Origin of the sequence: Synechococcus sp. PCC 6312 (assembly GCF_000316685.1) — a bacterium.
Lineage (GTDB): Bacteria > Cyanobacteriota > Cyanobacteriia > Thermosynechococcales > Thermosynechococcaceae > Pseudocalidococcus.
In genome coordinates this window covers 1,888,964-1,905,432 of sequence record NC_019680.1, presented here as the reverse complement: position 1 = coordinate 1,905,432, position 16,469 = coordinate 1,888,964, and the positions used below count along the sequence as shown (strand labels likewise).

Annotated in this window: 11 protein-coding genes; 3 read left to right on the top strand and 8 right to left on the bottom strand. The window is 50.3% G+C overall.

Features of this window, described 5'->3' with window-relative positions; translation table 11 throughout:
- Window positions 1–8 precede the first annotated feature (8 nt).
- The 8 genes from SYN6312_RS09240 to SYN6312_RS09205 form a co-directional block, all read right to left on the bottom strand.
- Window positions 9–3,170 carry a CusA/CzcA family heavy metal efflux RND transporter gene (locus SYN6312_RS09240; RefSeq protein WP_015124604.1) on the bottom strand — a complete coding sequence of 1,054 codons (3,162 nt, stop codon included), beginning with the start codon at window positions 3,168–3,170 and terminating at the stop codon, window positions 9–11.
- 59 nt (window positions 3,171–3,229) lie between these two features.
- Window positions 3,230–4,825: an efflux RND transporter periplasmic adaptor subunit gene (locus tag SYN6312_RS09235; protein ID WP_015124603.1), complete on the bottom strand. Its 1,596-nt coding sequence runs from the start codon at window positions 4,823–4,825 to the stop codon at window positions 3,230–3,232.
- A gap of 122 nt (window positions 4,826–4,947) precedes the next feature.
- Window positions 4,948–6,291: a two-component system sensor histidine kinase RppB gene (gene rppB / locus SYN6312_RS09230; RefSeq protein ID WP_015124602.1), complete on the bottom strand. Its 1,344-nt coding sequence runs from the start codon at window positions 6,289–6,291 to the stop codon at window positions 4,948–4,950.
- Between the two features lie 38 nt (window positions 6,292–6,329).
- The gene (locus SYN6312_RS09225; RefSeq protein WP_015124601.1) at window positions 6,330–7,349 is read right to left on the bottom strand and encodes a hypothetical protein; all 1,020 of its coding nucleotides are present in this window, start codon (window positions 7,347–7,349) and stop codon (window positions 6,330–6,332) included.
- Between the two features lie 9 nt (window positions 7,350–7,358).
- A complete protein-coding gene (locus SYN6312_RS09220) occupies window positions 7,359–7,712 on the bottom strand; it encodes a hypothetical protein (protein ID WP_015124600.1) in 354 nt (117 codons plus the stop codon).
- A 155-nt stretch (window positions 7,713–7,867) separates the two neighbouring features.
- Complete coding sequence (locus tag SYN6312_RS09215) at window positions 7,868–8,524, bottom strand: L-threonylcarbamoyladenylate synthase (protein WP_015124599.1); 657 nt, start codon at window positions 8,522–8,524, stop codon at window positions 7,868–7,870.
- A 9-nt stretch (window positions 8,525–8,533) separates the two neighbouring features.
- The gene (locus SYN6312_RS18865; RefSeq protein WP_015124598.1) at window positions 8,534–9,847 is read right to left on the bottom strand and encodes a pentapeptide repeat-containing protein; all 1,314 of its coding nucleotides are present in this window, start codon (window positions 9,845–9,847) and stop codon (window positions 8,534–8,536) included.
- An 85-nt stretch (window positions 9,848–9,932) separates the two neighbouring features.
- On the bottom strand, window positions 9,933–11,012 hold the full coding sequence (locus tag SYN6312_RS09205; protein WP_015124597.1) for a Gfo/Idh/MocA family protein: 1,080 nt from the start codon (window positions 11,010–11,012) through the stop codon (window positions 9,933–9,935).
- 343 nt (window positions 11,013–11,355) lie between these two features.
- On the opposite strand from SYN6312_RS09205, the gene SYN6312_RS09200 reads away from it, so the two are divergent.
- From SYN6312_RS09200 to SYN6312_RS18290, 3 genes are all read left to right on the top strand, one after another.
- Complete coding sequence (locus SYN6312_RS09200; RefSeq protein WP_015124596.1) at window positions 11,356–11,787, top strand: hypothetical protein; 432 nt, start codon at window positions 11,356–11,358, stop codon at window positions 11,785–11,787.
- A gap of 547 nt (window positions 11,788–12,334) precedes the next feature.
- A complete protein-coding gene (locus SYN6312_RS09195; protein ID WP_015124595.1) occupies window positions 12,335–13,261 on the top strand; it encodes a DUF928 domain-containing protein in 927 nt (308 codons plus the stop codon).
- Window positions 13,262–13,356: 95 nt separating this feature from the next.
- Window positions 13,357–16,179, top strand: coding sequence for a CHASE2 domain-containing serine/threonine-protein kinase (locus SYN6312_RS18290; RefSeq protein WP_015124594.1), 2,823 nt, complete (start codon window positions 13,357–13,359; stop codon window positions 16,177–16,179).
- Window positions 16,180–16,469: the final 290 nt, after the last annotated feature.

The window sequence follows — 16,469 nt, the reverse complement described above, 5'->3', positions numbered from 1 at the left end:
GTGAAAATTTAGGATATGGGGCCGACTTGAACCGGCTGGCCTGGTGGATTAAACTCCTCGATTTCAGGTTCCAACGCCGTTTTGGGCAAGAAATAGCGACCAAATTGGGCATAGAGGGCCGGTAACACCAGCAAAGTGAGAGCTGTGGAGGTAAACAATCCCCCAAGAACAACAATCGCTAAAGGTTGCAGCACTTCTTTCCCGGCCCCCGTTCCCCAGGCCAGTGGTAGCATCCCCAACGCCGAAGTCAGCGCCGTCATCAAAATAGCCACCAAGCGTTCCATCGAACCCGCCGCAATCACCTGTTTCAGAGGCAAGCCCAAGGCAAACTTTTGATTGTAGTTATCCACCAACAGCAACCCATTGCGCACCGCCACCCCAAACAAGGTAACAAAACCAACCAGAGATGAAACGGAAATGACGGCTCCCGTGACAGCAAGGGCAAACACCCCCCCCACTAAGGCTAAGGGCAAGTTAATCATAATCATCAGCATGGCGGGTATAGATTTGACAGCAAAGTACATCAAAATTGCAATCACTAAAATCGCCAGGCCACCATAGAGGATGAGGTTTTGGGTCGCCCGTTCCTCCGATTCAAATTGGCCACTGTATTGGATTAAGTAACCACTGGGAACGGTGACGGTTTCAGCAATCTGGGCTTGAATCTCATTCACCGCTGAACGTAAATCCCGTCCCGAAACATTGGCGGAAACGACTAACAATCGTGAGACATTTTCCCGATTGATGGTGTTGGGGCCGGTTTCGTAATTCACTTGCGCGACTTGGGCAAGGGGAATTTTGCTGCCAGTCGGGGTGGAGATCAGCAAGTTCCGAATTGTCTCGATATTGTTGCGGGCTTGCGGCTGTAGCCAAACGACTAAATCAAACAACTGCTGCTCCTGTAACACCTGGGACACCACCCGCCCGTTAAAGGCTGTTTCAATGGTTTCGGCTAATTGCCCCACAGATAAGCCATAGCGACTGGCCTGGGCCCGGTCAAATTGGATTTGGATTTGCCGAATCGGGACTTGCGGTTCCAGTTGTAGATCCACCAGGCCAGGAATATCTCGCATCGCGGCTTCCACATCTTGCCCAATTTGCCGCAATTGGTTGAGGTCAGGGCCAAAGATTTTGATTGCAATGGCACTCCGCACCCCAGACAGCACCTCATCCATCCGATGGGAAATAAACCCACCGACATTGGCTGCTACTCCCGGAATCTTATTAAACTCAGCCCGAATCGTATCAATACTGCTGGCTCGATTTTGTAAGCCCAAATCGCTAAGTTCCACATCCAAATGGCCCAAATTCACCCCACCGGCATCACTATCCCCAGGCGCCCGACCGGCCCGCAACTGTACCGAGCGAAATCGGGGATCATCTTTGAGCGCATCTTGCATGGCCAGGCCAACCCGATTGGTTGCTTCCAAAGAACTGCCGGGATAAAGCAACATGGCATTGACGAGAGAACGCTCTTGAAACTCCGGCAAAAAGACGCGACCCATAAAGGGCAAAATCAGCATTGCTGCTACAAATAACCCTAAGGCGGCATAGAGCACCCGTTTCGGTTTATGAATGGCGAAATCCAGTAGTGGCCGATAAACGCGTTGGAAGTAGGCGGCCACCCATGTTTCGTCACTGGGCAGTTGCCGGGGAGCTAAGAGAAAGGCACATAGGGCCGGGGACAGGGTCATGGCCACAAACGTGGAAGCCAAAATCGAGACCAGGTAAGCGACTCCCATTGGGGCAAAAATCCGCCCTTCCACCCCAGTCAGGGTAAAAATCGGAGCAAAGACAACCACAATAATTACAGTGGAAAAAATCACACTGGTGCGGACTTCCACGGAGGTGTCATAAACCACTTGCAGCGGGTGTTTGGGATTGCCCTGGGCCTGGTTTTCCCGCAGCCCCCGATAGCAGTTCTCCATATCCACAATCGAGTCATCCACCACCGAACCAATGGCCACCGCCAGGCCCCCTAAGGTCATGGTGTTAATCCCTTGCCCCAGGCCATTCAGGATCAACAAACCAATTAAGACAGAGAGGGGAATGGCACTCAGGGTAATCGCCGCTGTTCGCCAATTCATCAGAAAGAGAAGCATCACCACCGAGACAATAATGATCCCGTCTCGCAAGGAATCCCGGACATTGTGAATTGCAGAGGCAATAAAATCTTCTTGGCGAAAGGTTTCTAAAACCTCCACGTCTGGGGGCAATCCGGCTTTAATCGCGCTCATCACCCGTTCAACATCCCGTGTCACGGTGGGCGTATCGGCCTGGGGTTGCTTATCAATCACTAAAATCACAGCCCGTTGGCCATTGACACTGCCATCCCCCCGCGCCAAGGCCGCCCCAATTTGGACTTGAGCCACATCCCCGAGGCGAATCGGGACACCATTACGAGAGGTGATCACTGAGTTGGCTAAATCTTCCAGGCCCTCAATCCGCCCAATCCCGCGAATAATTTCTTCCTGGTCTGGGCCGATGAGAAATCCCCCGGCTCCGTTGAGATTGGCCTGTTCGGCCGCCAGCGTCACATCAGCTAGGGAAACATCAAAGGCTTGAAGCTTAGCCGGATCCACTAAAACTTGATATTGGCGAATATCTCCCCCATAGGTGACAACATTAGAAACCCCCGGTACTGCCAAGAGTTGATTGGTAATCGTGCGATCTACTAGGCGGCGGACTTCCATCAAATCAGTTGTTGGAGTGGCTCCGTTCTCAGCTTTCACTGTTAGGGCAACCATCAAAATTGTCCCAATTGGAGAGGAAATGGGCGAGATGGCCGGAGTTTCAACTCCTGCGGGTAACTTTGTTTGCGCTTGTTGCAGGCGTTCCGTGACTAACTGCCGGGCCTGGTAAACATCTGTATCCCAACTAAAAATCGCTCGAACCACGGAAATTCCCACGGCAGAAGACGAGCGCACGGTTTCAATGCCGGGTGTGCCGTTAATCGCACTTTCAATCGGTAATGTCACCAGGGACTCGACTTCTTCCGGGGCCAGGCCGGGGGCTTCCGTTTGAATTTCCACTTGCGGTGGGGCAAACTCGGGAAAGACATCCAAGGGCATCTGGGTTAAGTTGTAGCTGCCCAGAATCGTAACCACGATGGCCCCAATGACCACCAACCAGCGTTGAGCAATTGACCATTTAAGAATCCCATTGAGCATAGTCCGCTCTCACTGCTCCAAAAACGTTATGAGGTCAAAGAAGGGGTAATCTCCAGCCGTTACTCCCGATGCGAGCCTTCTAAGATGCGGGGTTCTTCTGAGACATACTCCGGTAAGAGACCGGCGTTTCTATGGCGTTCTTGACGGGTTGCCCAGGTCAGGCCGGCCCAAAACATGCCCCCAGCGATCCCAACAACACCTAAGCCAGCTAAGATAAATCCCCACCAGGGAAAAGGATTAGAGGCCTGGGATTCTAGTTCAGTTTCCGGCTCTTTATTCCCCCGTAAGGATTGGGTATAAAGCTGATTCGCTCGCTCTGTGACAATTCGATCCCCCTCAAACAAACCAGAAGTTACTTCGACCCAATCCCCCGCTTGTCGCCCTATTTCTACCTCGACCGGTTCATAAACTGCCCCATTTTCGACAAACACAATCTGGCGGTTATCGTTGGTTTCAACGACGGCCTGGGTCGGGATAGCTAAGACGGGTGTGGGTGTGGTTCCTGTAATAATCTCTAGCTCAACAAACATTCCCGGCCGCAACAGCCCCTCTCGATTGGTTAATTCCGCCACCACTGGCACGACGCGACTCTCTGGATCAACCACGGCATCTAGCACCCGAATCCGACCCTGGAATTGTTGGTTAGGACTATTACTCACCCGCCCCCGAACCGCCTGTCCAATTTGCACCTGCTCTAGATCTTTTTCGTAGAGGTTAGCGGTAACTTGAACCTGGTCTGTATTGACGATGGTAAAAATCGGTTCCCCGGCATCTTCTCGGGATTCACCCAAACGAACTGGAGGATTGGCGGTGGGGGTGGGAATGGTAATCACTCCGGCAATCGGGGCGGTAATGGTAATCGTGCCATTGGCATTGGCCTGGGTTCCCAGTTGCCTTAACCGGGTTTGATAGGTGCGTTGACTCAAGGTGATTTGGCGTTGGGCCTCCTGGAGTTTGGCCTGGGCCTGTTTGAGTTGGGTGGCGGCGGTGGCGACATTTAACCGACTTTCGGCCCGACTGAGATGGGCTTTGGCTGTGGCAAGTTCACTGGCAGAGGTGAGGGATTGCCGCCGGGGTAAGGCTCCAGCCACGACTAATTCTTGATCTCGGTCGTGACTTTCTTGGGCTAATTCATAGGCACTGCGGGCTTCGGCGATCTCTTGTTGCGAAATAATTTGTTGTTGGCGGTAATTTTCTTGGGCTAGTTGGACATCGGCCTGGGCCTGGTTGACGGCAGCGATGGCTTCATTTTGGCGATCCAAGGCCTCGGTGCTGAGTTGGGCCAGTTCGGGGCTGCTCATGATGGCGAGGGGTTGTCCGGCTTTGACGGCCTGGCCTGGAGTCACCAGTAGCTTCACTAGGGTTCCCCCCACGGGCATGGTGACAGTGACCGACTGATTTGGGACTGCTTCAATCGTGCCGGTTGTTTTAAGCGCTAGGGGTAAAGGCTGACGTTGAACTGGGCGAACAGTAATGCCTAAACGTTGCTTCACCTCTGACTCTAATTTCACAGCACGGGTGGATTGGGCAGATTCACTTTGATGAAATTCATCCCCATGGCCGGCATGTGCCCAAGTTTTGACGGGCGTGAAACTGGTGGCCAGGATCAGGAACAACCATAAGGGTGATTGCCAGGTTTGCCAACGCCTTACCATGTTGGATCCTCAGGAAAATTAGCTTAGGGCTTGCCCTTGGGTGATGCCATTTGCTCAGTCAGAACGACCCAGTTGACAAGACCATAATTAGTTTGGCTGAGAATTATGAAATTGAGATGAAATTAGGATTGACGGCTGATTTCACTGATGTTGTCCGAGACCAGGGGTAACTCCACGGTAAAGGTACTACCCACCCCGACTTGACTCTGAACCGAGATGCGGCCGTGATGATGCTGAACAATGGATTGGGCAATGGCTAATCCCAGGCCAGTTCCCCCTGAGCGTCGCGACCGATCACAGCCAACCCGATAAAACCGTTCAAAGATGCGGGCTTGCTCAGCCAGGGGAATCCCCACTCCCTGATCCGTTACGCTAATGCGGGCAAAGGATTGGCTGTGATTGAGCGTAATGGTCACAGTTCCCAGCGTAGGGCTGTAGTGAAGGGCATTGATGATCAGATTACCCAGGAGTCGGTATAGTTGTTCTTCATCCCCCCATCCATAAATATCTGACTCAGCCGCTAGGGTTGGATGAATTTGTTTTTCTAGGGCGATGGCAGCAAACTCTTCCATGAGGTCGAGAATGATCTGCTTGAGATCACAGGCCTGGAAGTTTGTCGCAACAGCATCCAGATCAAAACGAGAGAGTAACAATAAATCCTGAACCAAACCATTGAGACGGATACTTTGGCGATGCAGGGTTTTCAGCAGAGCATGACTCTCCGGTTGCATTTCATCCAAACAACTTAAACGGGTTTCCAGGGTGGCTTGGATGGCGGCCACCGGGGTTCGTAGCTCGTGGGCAGCATCAGCAGTAAATTGCTGCATTCGTTGATAGGCCTGATAGATGGGTGCCATCGAGATCCCGGCTAACCACCAACTGGCCAGACCAATGCCGATGACAGCAAGGGGATAACTGATTAACAAAAACAATTGCAGCGTTTGAAGATGGGCCTGGTATTGAGTGAGTGTTCGGCCAACTTCCAAGTACCCCCACGGCTGGCCAGCTGCTGTTTTTAATTGAATCTCTATGGAATGCTTATTCTGATCAGCATTTTTAGCTAATGGAGTTAATTCTTGATTTTGAACATGAGCATGAGTGGTAGCAATTAATGTCTTTGATAAATTAAATAAGTTGATGAAGTAGCCATCCTGATGAACGACACTCAAGGTATGAACCCGAGGAATATTGCCAACAGATTGACAGTTTTGAGCCACAATGCACAGGGAAGGAATGAGACGCTCGACATCTAGCTCAATCTGGCCGGGGTGGCGGAGTATTGGCTCCAAGCCGTCATGCAGTGTCCCCGTAATCGAGACGAGTTCCCGATCCAGAGCTTGCCATTGGTTATAGGCTTCTAACTGATAGAACGCAGTGCTACATACCGCTAAGATGAAACTCATGACGGCGGTGTAATACCCGGCTAGCTTTAGTTTAGTTTGGATAAATAAGGTTTTTTGTTCCATTCTTTCCAGGCTGGTTGCTGGACTGTGGTTCTTACCCCTCACCCTTCATCTGGCAAGATATGAATCCGCACCATGCGGGCTTTATCTCCTTGTCCCAACTGAATTTCTAACAAATCTCCTGACAACGTTTCCAGGCCGGTGAGTAATTGCCGGAGGTGGGGGGTACTACTACCTGATTCAACATAAAGCTGCTCTGCTAAGTAACTGAGGCGTTTCCAGGTGGTATAAAGGCGAGCAATGGTTGTTTCTAGTTGGGCGGCCTGTTGGACGAGATCTGCGGCAGATTGGAGTTGACCAAGGCGTTGGGCTTCCCCGAGGGCCTGGGTGAGATCCAGTTCGAGTTGACTAAGGGCCTGGATTTGGGGAGCCGATTCCAAGTAGCGAGATAAACTGCGGGCAGCAGCGGTGACTAGCTTAATGGTATCCACATCTGGGGTTTGGGCCACCTCGGCCTGGAGACTAGTTTGCTGCTCAAGAGGCAGTTTCTCCAACTCTTTGACCAATGGGGCTAGATAGCGGGGGGACAGGCTCCGATCAGCGGCTTTTTCTTTGATAATCGGTGGCAAAATATCGGATTGGAGGGTTGTCCACTCGTCATTGATTTGCTTGACTTCTCGATAGGTAATCCGCTCTCCTCGATTGGCCGCCGTAGTCACCATTTCTTGAACTTCAGGCGGGGCCTGGGCGGTTTCCACAAAAGCTCTCTTACTAAAGCGTTCCACAGCCGCTGCAGGCAAAGCCCCAGAACTCAGGAGCGTATCAGCACTATTAGCCAGTTCAATCAAACTATAGGCGCGAGTTTTACTAATTTCCTGTTCTTGGAGCCAGCGTAAAAATCCCTGACCCCGACTATCCCCCTGTTGTTTTTCCCGGTCTCGAACCGTTCGTAAAATTCGTCCCCGCCAAATTTCTGTTTGGAGATCAAAGCGTTCACAAACTTGCCAGGCCAGGTCAACCTTGGATAAAAAATCCTGATCCGAAAGACCTAAATCCTCCGGATCGGGCAGCTCCACATCAAGTTCTAAGCCAGGCAAAGCAATAAAGGAGTTTTGATCCACACAGATAGCCTAAGCAGGGGTTTTAACTTGTTTAGCCAGTTCCAAAAAGCTCTTCATGTTTGCTCCAGGCCGGCGGCGCGCAAATTGAAAATAGGGAACTGCTGGAGCTTCAGGAGCCGTAGTTAAGGGTTCAGGATTGGTCGTTACGGTGGGTGCAGGCAAGTTGAGAGGGTTGGGTGTGGGAGCCGGGGTTTCGACTTTAACAGGGGCAACTGGGGCTGAAGTTTCTGCTGCCGGAGCCGGAGCCTTAGGAACAGATTTAGCCTCATCCAGTTCTAAATAGTAGCCAGATTTCTTACCCAGGCCGAGTAAGCCGCCTAAGAAGCCAAAGAGAGCCGAAAAGAGTTTTTTCAAAATTGCCATCGTGATTTCTCCCAACAGTGTTAAAAAAGTAATGCAACCATTCGCGATCAAGTTTGTTAGCAAGTCTTCAGGTATTATCCGGGTTGCCGTGGCCTGGGATCAAGGAACAGGTCAGATGAGCCGTAATTTTTCAACTCCTACTAAGAAAACTTCTCCTACAAGTAGGCAAGCTCATCACTCTCCTGTAATTCCATGGGTAAATTTTCCCAACCCAGGCCCCGCCGGACAATTTTGGGAGGTTCAACCCCACAGTCAATGATTGTCGAAACAGCCCGGCCTGGGACAATTTCAGCATCAATAATCACATCCACCAAGCGGTCAAAGCGATCAAAAAGTTCCGCCGTATCCCGATAATGATCCTGATCCGGGGGCAAAGGGGCCGATGTAGAAATAATGGGATTGCCCAAGGCAGTGAGCAGGGCCTGGCAAATAGCTGAGTCGGGGACACGAATTCCAGTGGTTTTTCGCTTGGGGTTTTGGACGAGTTTGGGAACTAATTTGGTTGCACCCAGGAGGAAGGTATAGGGGCCAGGAATCAACCGCCGCATCAGTTTATAGGCCGGGTCACTGACATAGGCATAGCGAGAAATATCTGAGAGGGAAGGACACAAAAATGTTAAGGGCTTGTCGTTAGAGAGTTGTTTCAGTTGTCGGACTCGCTGAATCGCCCCCTTGTGGTTCAAGTCACAACCAATGGCATAAACCGTATCTGTGGGATAGAGGAGCACCGCACCGGTCTGTAAGGATTGAACGAGTTGCTCGACTATCCGGGGCTGGGGGGTGGTGGCATGGAGGGAAATTAGATTAGCCATAATAGCCCCCTAACTTTTGTCCGTAATTAACTCAGTCACAGGCAACGGAACGCTATTCAACGAGCAGGTTATTTTCTCTCCTTGAACAACTAACTCACCGAGGCCCGTTTGAATTCGCAGTTCCCCATCCCGATAAACCAGAATTTCCCTGATCTGCTCCCAAGATATTAAAGAAGAAACCTCAGCGGGTTGATCGGCAATCTCAGTCGCATCTGGAGTTAGCCAGTTAATTTTCTGATTCGGGGACAGGATCCACTCAACCCCGTTGCTTAACGTGATCGTGATCAAGCCATCGGGAAACCCGGCAAAATTAATATCCACCAAGGGTACCCACTGTTCATCCCGCCAAACCAAAATTGCTGAACAGTCCTGTCTATCCCCCGCTTGTTGCCCCATCCACCAACTTTTCCAGAGCCGTCGTGCCTCCCCAAAGGTATGTTCATGGCCGGGTAATCGTGACCCACGCCGATATTCCACCCAGGCCATGGGTTCTAAAACTTCCCGCTCTGGTAAAAAGCCAAGTTCTCCTAGGAGTTGGTCTACGGAGGTTGTCATGGATGTGTTTGGATACAGGGTCACGGTTGGTAATCCGGCTACCCAGGTGCGCGTGGCAATTAATTCTTCTGTTTGACTAACCAAATGGCAGGCATCTATGGCCCCGGAGTCAATGTGCAGGTATTCGTTGCCCAGGAGATCCATCTCTGCCAGGGGGGCCTGGAGAAAATGGCGGATGATGGTTTCATTGTCGGGCGCATTGTGAGTCTCTACGACCGTGTTTTGGGCACTCAGATCTTCTGCTAGTTCCCCTTGATTATCGGGAGTATATCTGACCGAACCATCTGGGAGAACTGCCCCTTCTAACTGGGCCTCAGCTAAGTCCGACTCCCGCGCATCCGCCCCCGACAAATCCGCACCGCTTAAATCTGCCCCAACAAAATTGGCATCCCGGAGGCGACTATCCCGCAGGACAGCCCCATTCAAAACGGCCCCACTCAGTACCGCTTGCTCCAAGTTGGCCCGTGAGAGATAGGCCCCGACTAAGATTGCCCCACTTAACATCGCCCCGCGCAGATCTGCATCAACCAAATTGGCCCCACTTAAGTCTGCTCCAATCAACTTGGCATTGCGGAGATTAGCCTTACTAAAGTTGACCTTGATTAAGTCGGCACCGCTCCAATTCACCCCACTCAGATTGCAGTTGGCAAAATCACTATGACTCAGGCTGGCTAGAGGTAATTCCAGGCCCTGTAAACTCATCCCTCGAAAATTCCGTTGGCCTTGGCTGTATTGAGAGAGGAGATCGCCACTGTGAGATTGCTTCATAGATTCAGGATGCTCTAACCGAGGCTAAGTTTATTTTTAACCACAGCTATATTTTAAGCTACCACTAGACGACTCCAGAGAGATTTTAGGTGGCTGCAACCCCTGTGATGGCATTTAAGGCCGCCAGATTTTCCCCCGGCCAGCCATGTCCATCTAGGGCTACCTGCTCAATCAAGCTGGCTAGACGTAAGGCTTTTAGGGCCTGCTCTCCACCCACAGAAGGAGGATTGCCCCCACGCACACAATGGACAAAATGCTCTAATTCTGCATGGAGTGGCTCAATGTTGCTGGTATAAACTTTTTCGATCAGCCCATCTTGACGGTATAGCACTTGCCCATGATCAGCGAGACAACTGGCGTGCATTTGGCGATGGATCAAGATCTCATTTTTTAAGAAATCTGCTTCTGTCAGGGATTTTTTACAGTGGGCGACAATCCGGCGTAATTTGCGATGGGTGACTTTGCTAGCTGTCAGGGTGGCCACTACCCCATTGGCAAATCCTAAGGTGGCAGTAACATAATCCAAATAGCCGGAATTAGCCGAACGACTCCCGGCGGCGGTTAACCGCGAAACCGGAGAATTAGTCAGTTCCAGCAGGAGGTCAATGTCATGGATCATCAAGTCCAAAACCACGGAAACATCATTGGCCCGGTCTGAATAGGGACTCATCCGATGGGCTTCGAGGGCGAGAATTTCTTCGGTTGTTAAAACCTGACTAAATTCTTGAAAAACTGGGTTAAACCGCTCAATGTGCCCAACTTGCAAAATACAAGTCTGTTCTGCGGCTGTATTCACTAGAGATTCCGCTTCGGCAATACTGGCGGCGATGGGTTTTTCAACCAGAACATGGACCCCAGCCCGTAAGCAGGTAATGCCAACCTCATGGTGCTGGCGAGTGGGGACGGCAATACAAACCGCATCTACATGGGGCAGTAGGTCGTGATAATCCTCAAAAAAACGGACTCGATATTTACTGGCGGTATCAATACCCCGCTCTAAGTTCAAGTCCGAAATTCCCACCAGTTCCACATCTTTGAGCAGACTTAAGACTCGAGTGTGGTGCTGCCCCATGTTGCCGACCCCAATGACACCGACTTTGACCGGGGGAACGGGAGCACGATGGCTCTGGGCCTGGGGAGAATTTGCAAAGTTGGGTTGAGTCACTCCAGATACCGTCCTCAATAATTAGGGATGTTCCCTTGCATGGCCGATTTAAGAATTGTCTGACGCAAATGAGTCAAAAATCGTTTCCGGCTAATAGGGGCATAACTCAGGTGAATGTTACCACAGCTCATGTGATTGTAAAGATTCTTATCTGTCACTTTTGCTAACTTTGGCCAATGTCCCAGATGAAATAAAGTTTTGTGAACTCGTCTGTAACACATTATTAAGTCTGATTGATCTAATTAAGGAGTCTTATCAATACTCAAAATACCTTAGTTGCCATCTCCCTTAGGAGACTAGCTGACTCTAAAAAATAACTTTATTAAATACCTGGAAAATATTTATGCCCTGCTTTACCCTGGCTCCCCGTTACCGTTTGGATGATGAATCTCTTTGGCTGGAAGGGATAGATCCATCTCGCCATTATTGGCTTTGGGTGAATGGGGAGCAACAGTTATCGAGACCAATTCCAGGACTGAATGTGGAATCTGGGGGCGAGTTAAAGCAGTTTATGGAGCATTTTTGGGACTTGGGGCCTGGGGAATCCTTAACATGGTCGCGGGCTGCGACAGAACTGAAAATCCACTGTGTCACCACCAATTGCTATGGGGTTGTGGATGAAGTTGAAGGGGCATGGGTTTGGCATTTATTTGACCGGGAGAGTTTGGAAAGTTTATTAATGACGGCTAGCCCCCGTTGGCAATGTCGGCCGGAGGACGTGGCTCTGGGACGGCGGCGGTTGTGGCAGTCTTTGAATTTAACCCTAGCTGCCTAGCTTTACAACAACTGATTGCATAAATATTTACGATAGGGACATCCTTTTTGCGACTAAGACTCCTAGGGGATCTGAAATCTCACCATAGAACCCCAATGTTGAGAAAAAGATTGCGGCGGCGCGGGATGAACAAATACCGCGTTTTGGAGATGGGAATAAGAGGGTAGCTCTGATTACTGTTTATACATGCTTATCAGTGAATGGAATTGAGCTTACAGCCTCAGAGGTTGATGCAGTAGCTTTTTGTCAGGATTTACCAGCTAGTCTTAAATCGCAGGAGGAATGTATGGAGAGGCTAGCACACTGGTTGCAAAAGAATAGTGAACCGATCGTTCTAGGGATACCCCCAGGCCTGGTTCAGTGGCAAATTTTCTACTGTAGGATGACCCATTGAGGGCTAGCTTGTGATTCTAGTCACAGAAATGTCGCCAGAGGATCACGTTAAAAAAATGTTCATATCACGCCTACATCCTTCGGGTTTAGGGACACTGTAGGTATCCACCCAAGCTAGCTATTTACTGAAGCTGCCTCAGAATAGGAGTTCACTATGTTTCCCACACGCTTTATTGCCCAGGCCAGTTTACTTGGAGTCATCGGCCTCTCCTCTCCCTTAATTGCCTTACCCCTCGTAACTCCGGCTGTGATGGCTCAGACAGCATCAGATGGCTATAATGGGGCGATGCAAAAGGGCTATGGCTTAACGGCTCGCAGGGATTATCAGTCTGCCCTAGTCAATTTCAAGAAGGCCCTGAGTCTGCGTCCAGGCGATCGCTATGCCACTGTGGCGATTAGTAATGTTCAGGCCTATATTGCTCGAGATCGAGTTGCAAACCGGCCCGTTGCTAATCGTCTAGCCTATATCCCTAGTCATTTAGGAATGCCTGGTAATACAGTAGCAGGGGCGACCCGGGGGACAACTTGCACACCTGGATCAGTCAAATTAACTGCTTTGGCTCCCAATAATGGCTTGGCCCTGACAGCTTCCAAGAATCCAGACCTGTTTTTCTATGTTCCTGCTTCTTCTGCTAAAGCCATTGAACTGATTGTGTCCGATGAGCAGGGTAACCTGATTGAGCAACGTACCTACGGCATTAATCCAACGGCCGGTATTGTCAAGGTTAAGCTCAACGGAGGAAGCAATGGCCTGGAAGTTGGCAAGAAATATAAATGGAACTTTTCCTTAGTGTGCAGTAGTGACCCCAGTGGTTTTCCCTATGTGGAGGGCTGGGTAGAGCGGGTGGATTTAGATCCAAATATGCTCCAGGCTATCAACAGTACCCCAGTGGCGGAACGGCTCCCCCTCTATGCTGCCAATCAAATTTGGAACGATACCTTAACGGCTTTGGTTCAACTGCAACAGAGCAGCCCTAGTAACTCTAGCTATCAAGACCAATGGCAAACTTATCTCCAAGAAGCAGGGGTGGATCCGGGTATTGCAACAATGCCCATATTGGACTGCTGCCAGGCCCAGTAACTCAGTTAATGCTCCAAGCGCGGCAAAATCTCAGGGAATTTTAACTCTATCCGTTCAATTGGGAAGGGAGAGATTAAGATTAAGGCTATAAATTGATGCCCATTTTTTATAGCTTCCCCATGAGTAATGCTCCCCTTTGGCGACGTGTTCTCCAGGCCCAAGTTCCCGCAGTTTTGATTGCCTTTGGGGCCACTCTGGGCGTTATGGGTCTGAAGATGCTGACCTTGCTGGAGTCATTTGAGTTGCGGGCTTATGACCAGATGATGCGCTCCGAGCCCGAGCGATTGGTAGATTCGCCAATTCTGTTGGTCACGATTACGGAAGCAGATATTCAGTCCCAGAAAATATGGCCGTTACCGGATTGGCTCTTAATCCAAGCTCTGGAAAAACTTCAAGCCGGAAATCCAAAGGTGATTGGCCTCGATTTATTTCGGGATTTACCGATTCCTGACCCCTTTAATCCTGAGGTAGAAAACACGGTTCAGAATAACCTGAGTCAATATCTGATTGCCCATCCTGATGTCATTGCCCTGTGTAAAGTGGGTCGTCAGGATAATCCTGGGGTGGCATCGCCAGCGGGTTTAGAGTCGGATCAGGTGGGATTTGCCGATTTACCCCTGGATCCTGATGGGGTGGTGCGGCGGGGGATTTTAGTGCGGACACCGACACCTGAGGCTCTCTGTACTACGGCAACCTCTTTGGGGTTTCTCCTCGCGCAACGGTATCTGTCAAAACCGGCTGAGTTTGATGCCAATGAGCAGTTAAAAATCGGTGATCAGGTGTTTGAGAGGATTATGTCGAATACGGGGGGATACCAAGGGATAGATGCGCGGGGCTACCAGATTCTAATTGACTTTCAAAAGGATGAAGGCTTGGGGCAACAGGTGTCCTTGACGCAGGTATTAAAGGGGGAAGTGCCACCAGCCCAAATTCGCAATCGGGTTGTGCTGTTGGGGGTAACGGCGGACAGTAGTAACGATAAATTTATCACACCCTTAAACAACCTGAGAGAGGGAGAAGAACGCACCCCAGGCCTGGTGATCCATGCCCAAATTGTCCAACAAATTATTGGGGCAGTAAATCGGACTCAACCCTTAATCTGGGCCTGGGATGGGGTGGGGGAATGGGTTTGGGTCTATGGCTGGTCTTTGCTGTCGGGGATGCTCTGGTTAAATCTCTCCCGGCGATATTCTTGGCTGTTGGCGAGCGTGGGGGTGGGGATTGGTGTCGGAGCCTTGGTGGGGGTCAGTTATGGTGTGTTTGTAGTGGCAGCAGGATGGTTACCGTTGATTCCGGCGGGCCTGGGGATGGTGACAACCTCATTAGCGATGGTGATCTATGGAGCCACTCGTCTAGAGAAAGGACAATCACCTTCAGAAGCCCTCACCCCAGCGGTACTCCCCCCCGATCCACTCTCCTTGCCCCCAAGTCAGCCCCAACCATTCCAACCGCTTCCAACGGCTCTGGATTTGACAGCGATCTCACCGGCGGCATCTGCCAATCTGCCAGGCCTGGGGCAAGAATCAACAGCCATCTTTAATCACGATCCAGCCCCTCTGCCACAACGTTATCCCCAAAATCCTGCCCGCTCATCTCCCAAGCCAACTGATCCCGCTGATACCCTGATTGAACTTACAGATATTACTGATGTAACCAGTCAAGATGCGACTGATCCTGAAAAAACCTTTGCCGTAGATGGGCCGTCAATAACCCGCTTTGCTAAGGCTGTGCCAAATCCCCGGCCTGGGCAATGTTCGGAAGCAACCTTTGTTCTCGATAGTGAGCCAGGTTCAACGGGTGATGGTTCATTACCGTCCCAACCAGACTCGGCAGCACCACCAACGGTACTTAACCCCAACCACGCCGCAAATCTGCCATCTATACCAACGTCCCCCCAAGTCTTCCCCGGAGAGGCAACAGTTATTGATGCTGATTTTGATGCCGCCCCGGAAACAGAGGCTCCGATTACCGATATTTCAGCATTGAATCCCCATAACCTAGGTCTGAAATCAACGGAACATGATCCGACTACGAGTTCTATTCCCACCTCTAGTCCTGCCAAAGATATTGATGCCCATAGCTATTCAGCGGAACTGATTCCAGGCCTGCTGGCGGGACGGTATCAAATCATTACCCAGTTAGGACGGGGTGGTTTTGGGCGCACCTATTTGGCCGAGGATACGCAAATGCCCCTTAAGCCGGTGTGTGTTGTGAAACAGCTATTGCCCTCACGCTCCGATGCCAAATTTATGCAGGTGGCGCGGCGGTTATTTCAACGGGAGGCAGCAACGTTAGCTCAGGTTGGCCAGCACGATCGCATTCCCAGACTTCTAGCCTACTTTGAGGAGAGCCAAGCCTTTTTCTTGGTTCAAGAGTATGTTAAGGGTCGCTCTCTTCAGGATGAGTTGCAACAACAGCGGACTTTTAGCCCAGGATATGTTAAGAAACTTTTAGAGGAAATCTTAACCATCCTCGTCTATGTCCACAGCCTAAACGTCATTCATCGCGATATTAAACCTGGAAATATTCTTCGCCGGGACTCAGATCAGCAGCTTGTCTTAATTGATTTTGGAGCTGTGCGCCATATTCAACTGGAAGATATGGCCGCCATAGATCAGAAATTTACGATTGCGATTGGCACCCGTGGCTATGCCCCCAGCGAACAAATGGCCGGATACCCCACCTTTGCCAGTGATATTTATGCTTTGGGAGCCGTGGCCATTCAAGCCCTCAGTGGAGTTAGTCCGAGTAATATTCAGCATGATCGAAATTCTGGCGAGTTAATTTGGGCCAGTGCTAGGCCAATTTCTGAGCAATTTGAGCATATTCTCAATCGGATGGTGCGCTACAACTTCCGGCAACGATACCAATCCGCCCAAGCCGTTTTAGATGATTTAGCTAAGACCTCAGTTCACTAGAAAAACTCTCGTAATTGTCCTGTGACTCATTGGGATGGGGCAGAAGTAAATTAGAGGCAGTAAAAACTTCCTTCTTAGAACAGTCTGCCTACCGCCACAACTGAGGCCACAGCATTTTGGGCCTTGATGATTTTTCTTTTACCTTAATTCACCTACTTCGTTTCAGCCCACTAGTCGGATACTTTATTTTGTATAAATTTATTTTAATGTGAGATTTTTGGACTTATAGTAAGTCTTGTTTTAAGTCTAGTTTTTTAGTATTTTAACCAAGTTGATAGATGTTTTGGAGG

Bases quoted from the DNA above. Each gene is read 5' to 3' on its own strand.
- SYN6312_RS09240 (WP_015124604.1), bottom strand. From the start codon at position 3,170: ATGCTCAATGGGATTCTTAAATGGTCAATTGCTCAACGCTGGTTGGTG.
- SYN6312_RS09235 (WP_015124603.1), bottom strand. From the start codon at position 4,825: ATGGTAAGGCGTTGGCAAACCTGGCAATCACCCTTATGGTTGTTCCTG.
- rppB (WP_015124602.1), bottom strand. From the start codon at position 6,291: ATGGAACAAAAAACCTTATTTATCCAAACTAAACTAAAGCTAGCCGGG.
- SYN6312_RS09220 (WP_015124600.1), bottom strand. From the start codon at position 7,712: ATGGCAATTTTGAAAAAACTCTTTTCGGCTCTCTTTGGCTTCTTAGGC.
- SYN6312_RS09215 (WP_015124599.1), bottom strand. From the start codon at position 8,524: ATGGCTAATCTAATTTCCCTCCATGCCACCACCCCCCAGCCCCGGATA.
- SYN6312_RS18865 (WP_015124598.1), bottom strand. From the start codon at position 9,847: ATGAAGCAATCTCACAGTGGCGATCTCCTCTCTCAATACAGCCAAGGC.
- SYN6312_RS09200 (WP_015124596.1), top strand. From the start codon at position 11,356: ATGCCCTGCTTTACCCTGGCTCCCCGTTACCGTTTGGATGATGAATCT.
- SYN6312_RS09195 (WP_015124595.1), top strand. From the start codon at position 12,335: ATGTTTCCCACACGCTTTATTGCCCAGGCCAGTTTACTTGGAGTCATC.
- SYN6312_RS18290 (WP_015124594.1), top strand. From the start codon at position 13,357: ATGCCCATTTTTTATAGCTTCCCCATGAGTAATGCTCCCCTTTGGCGA.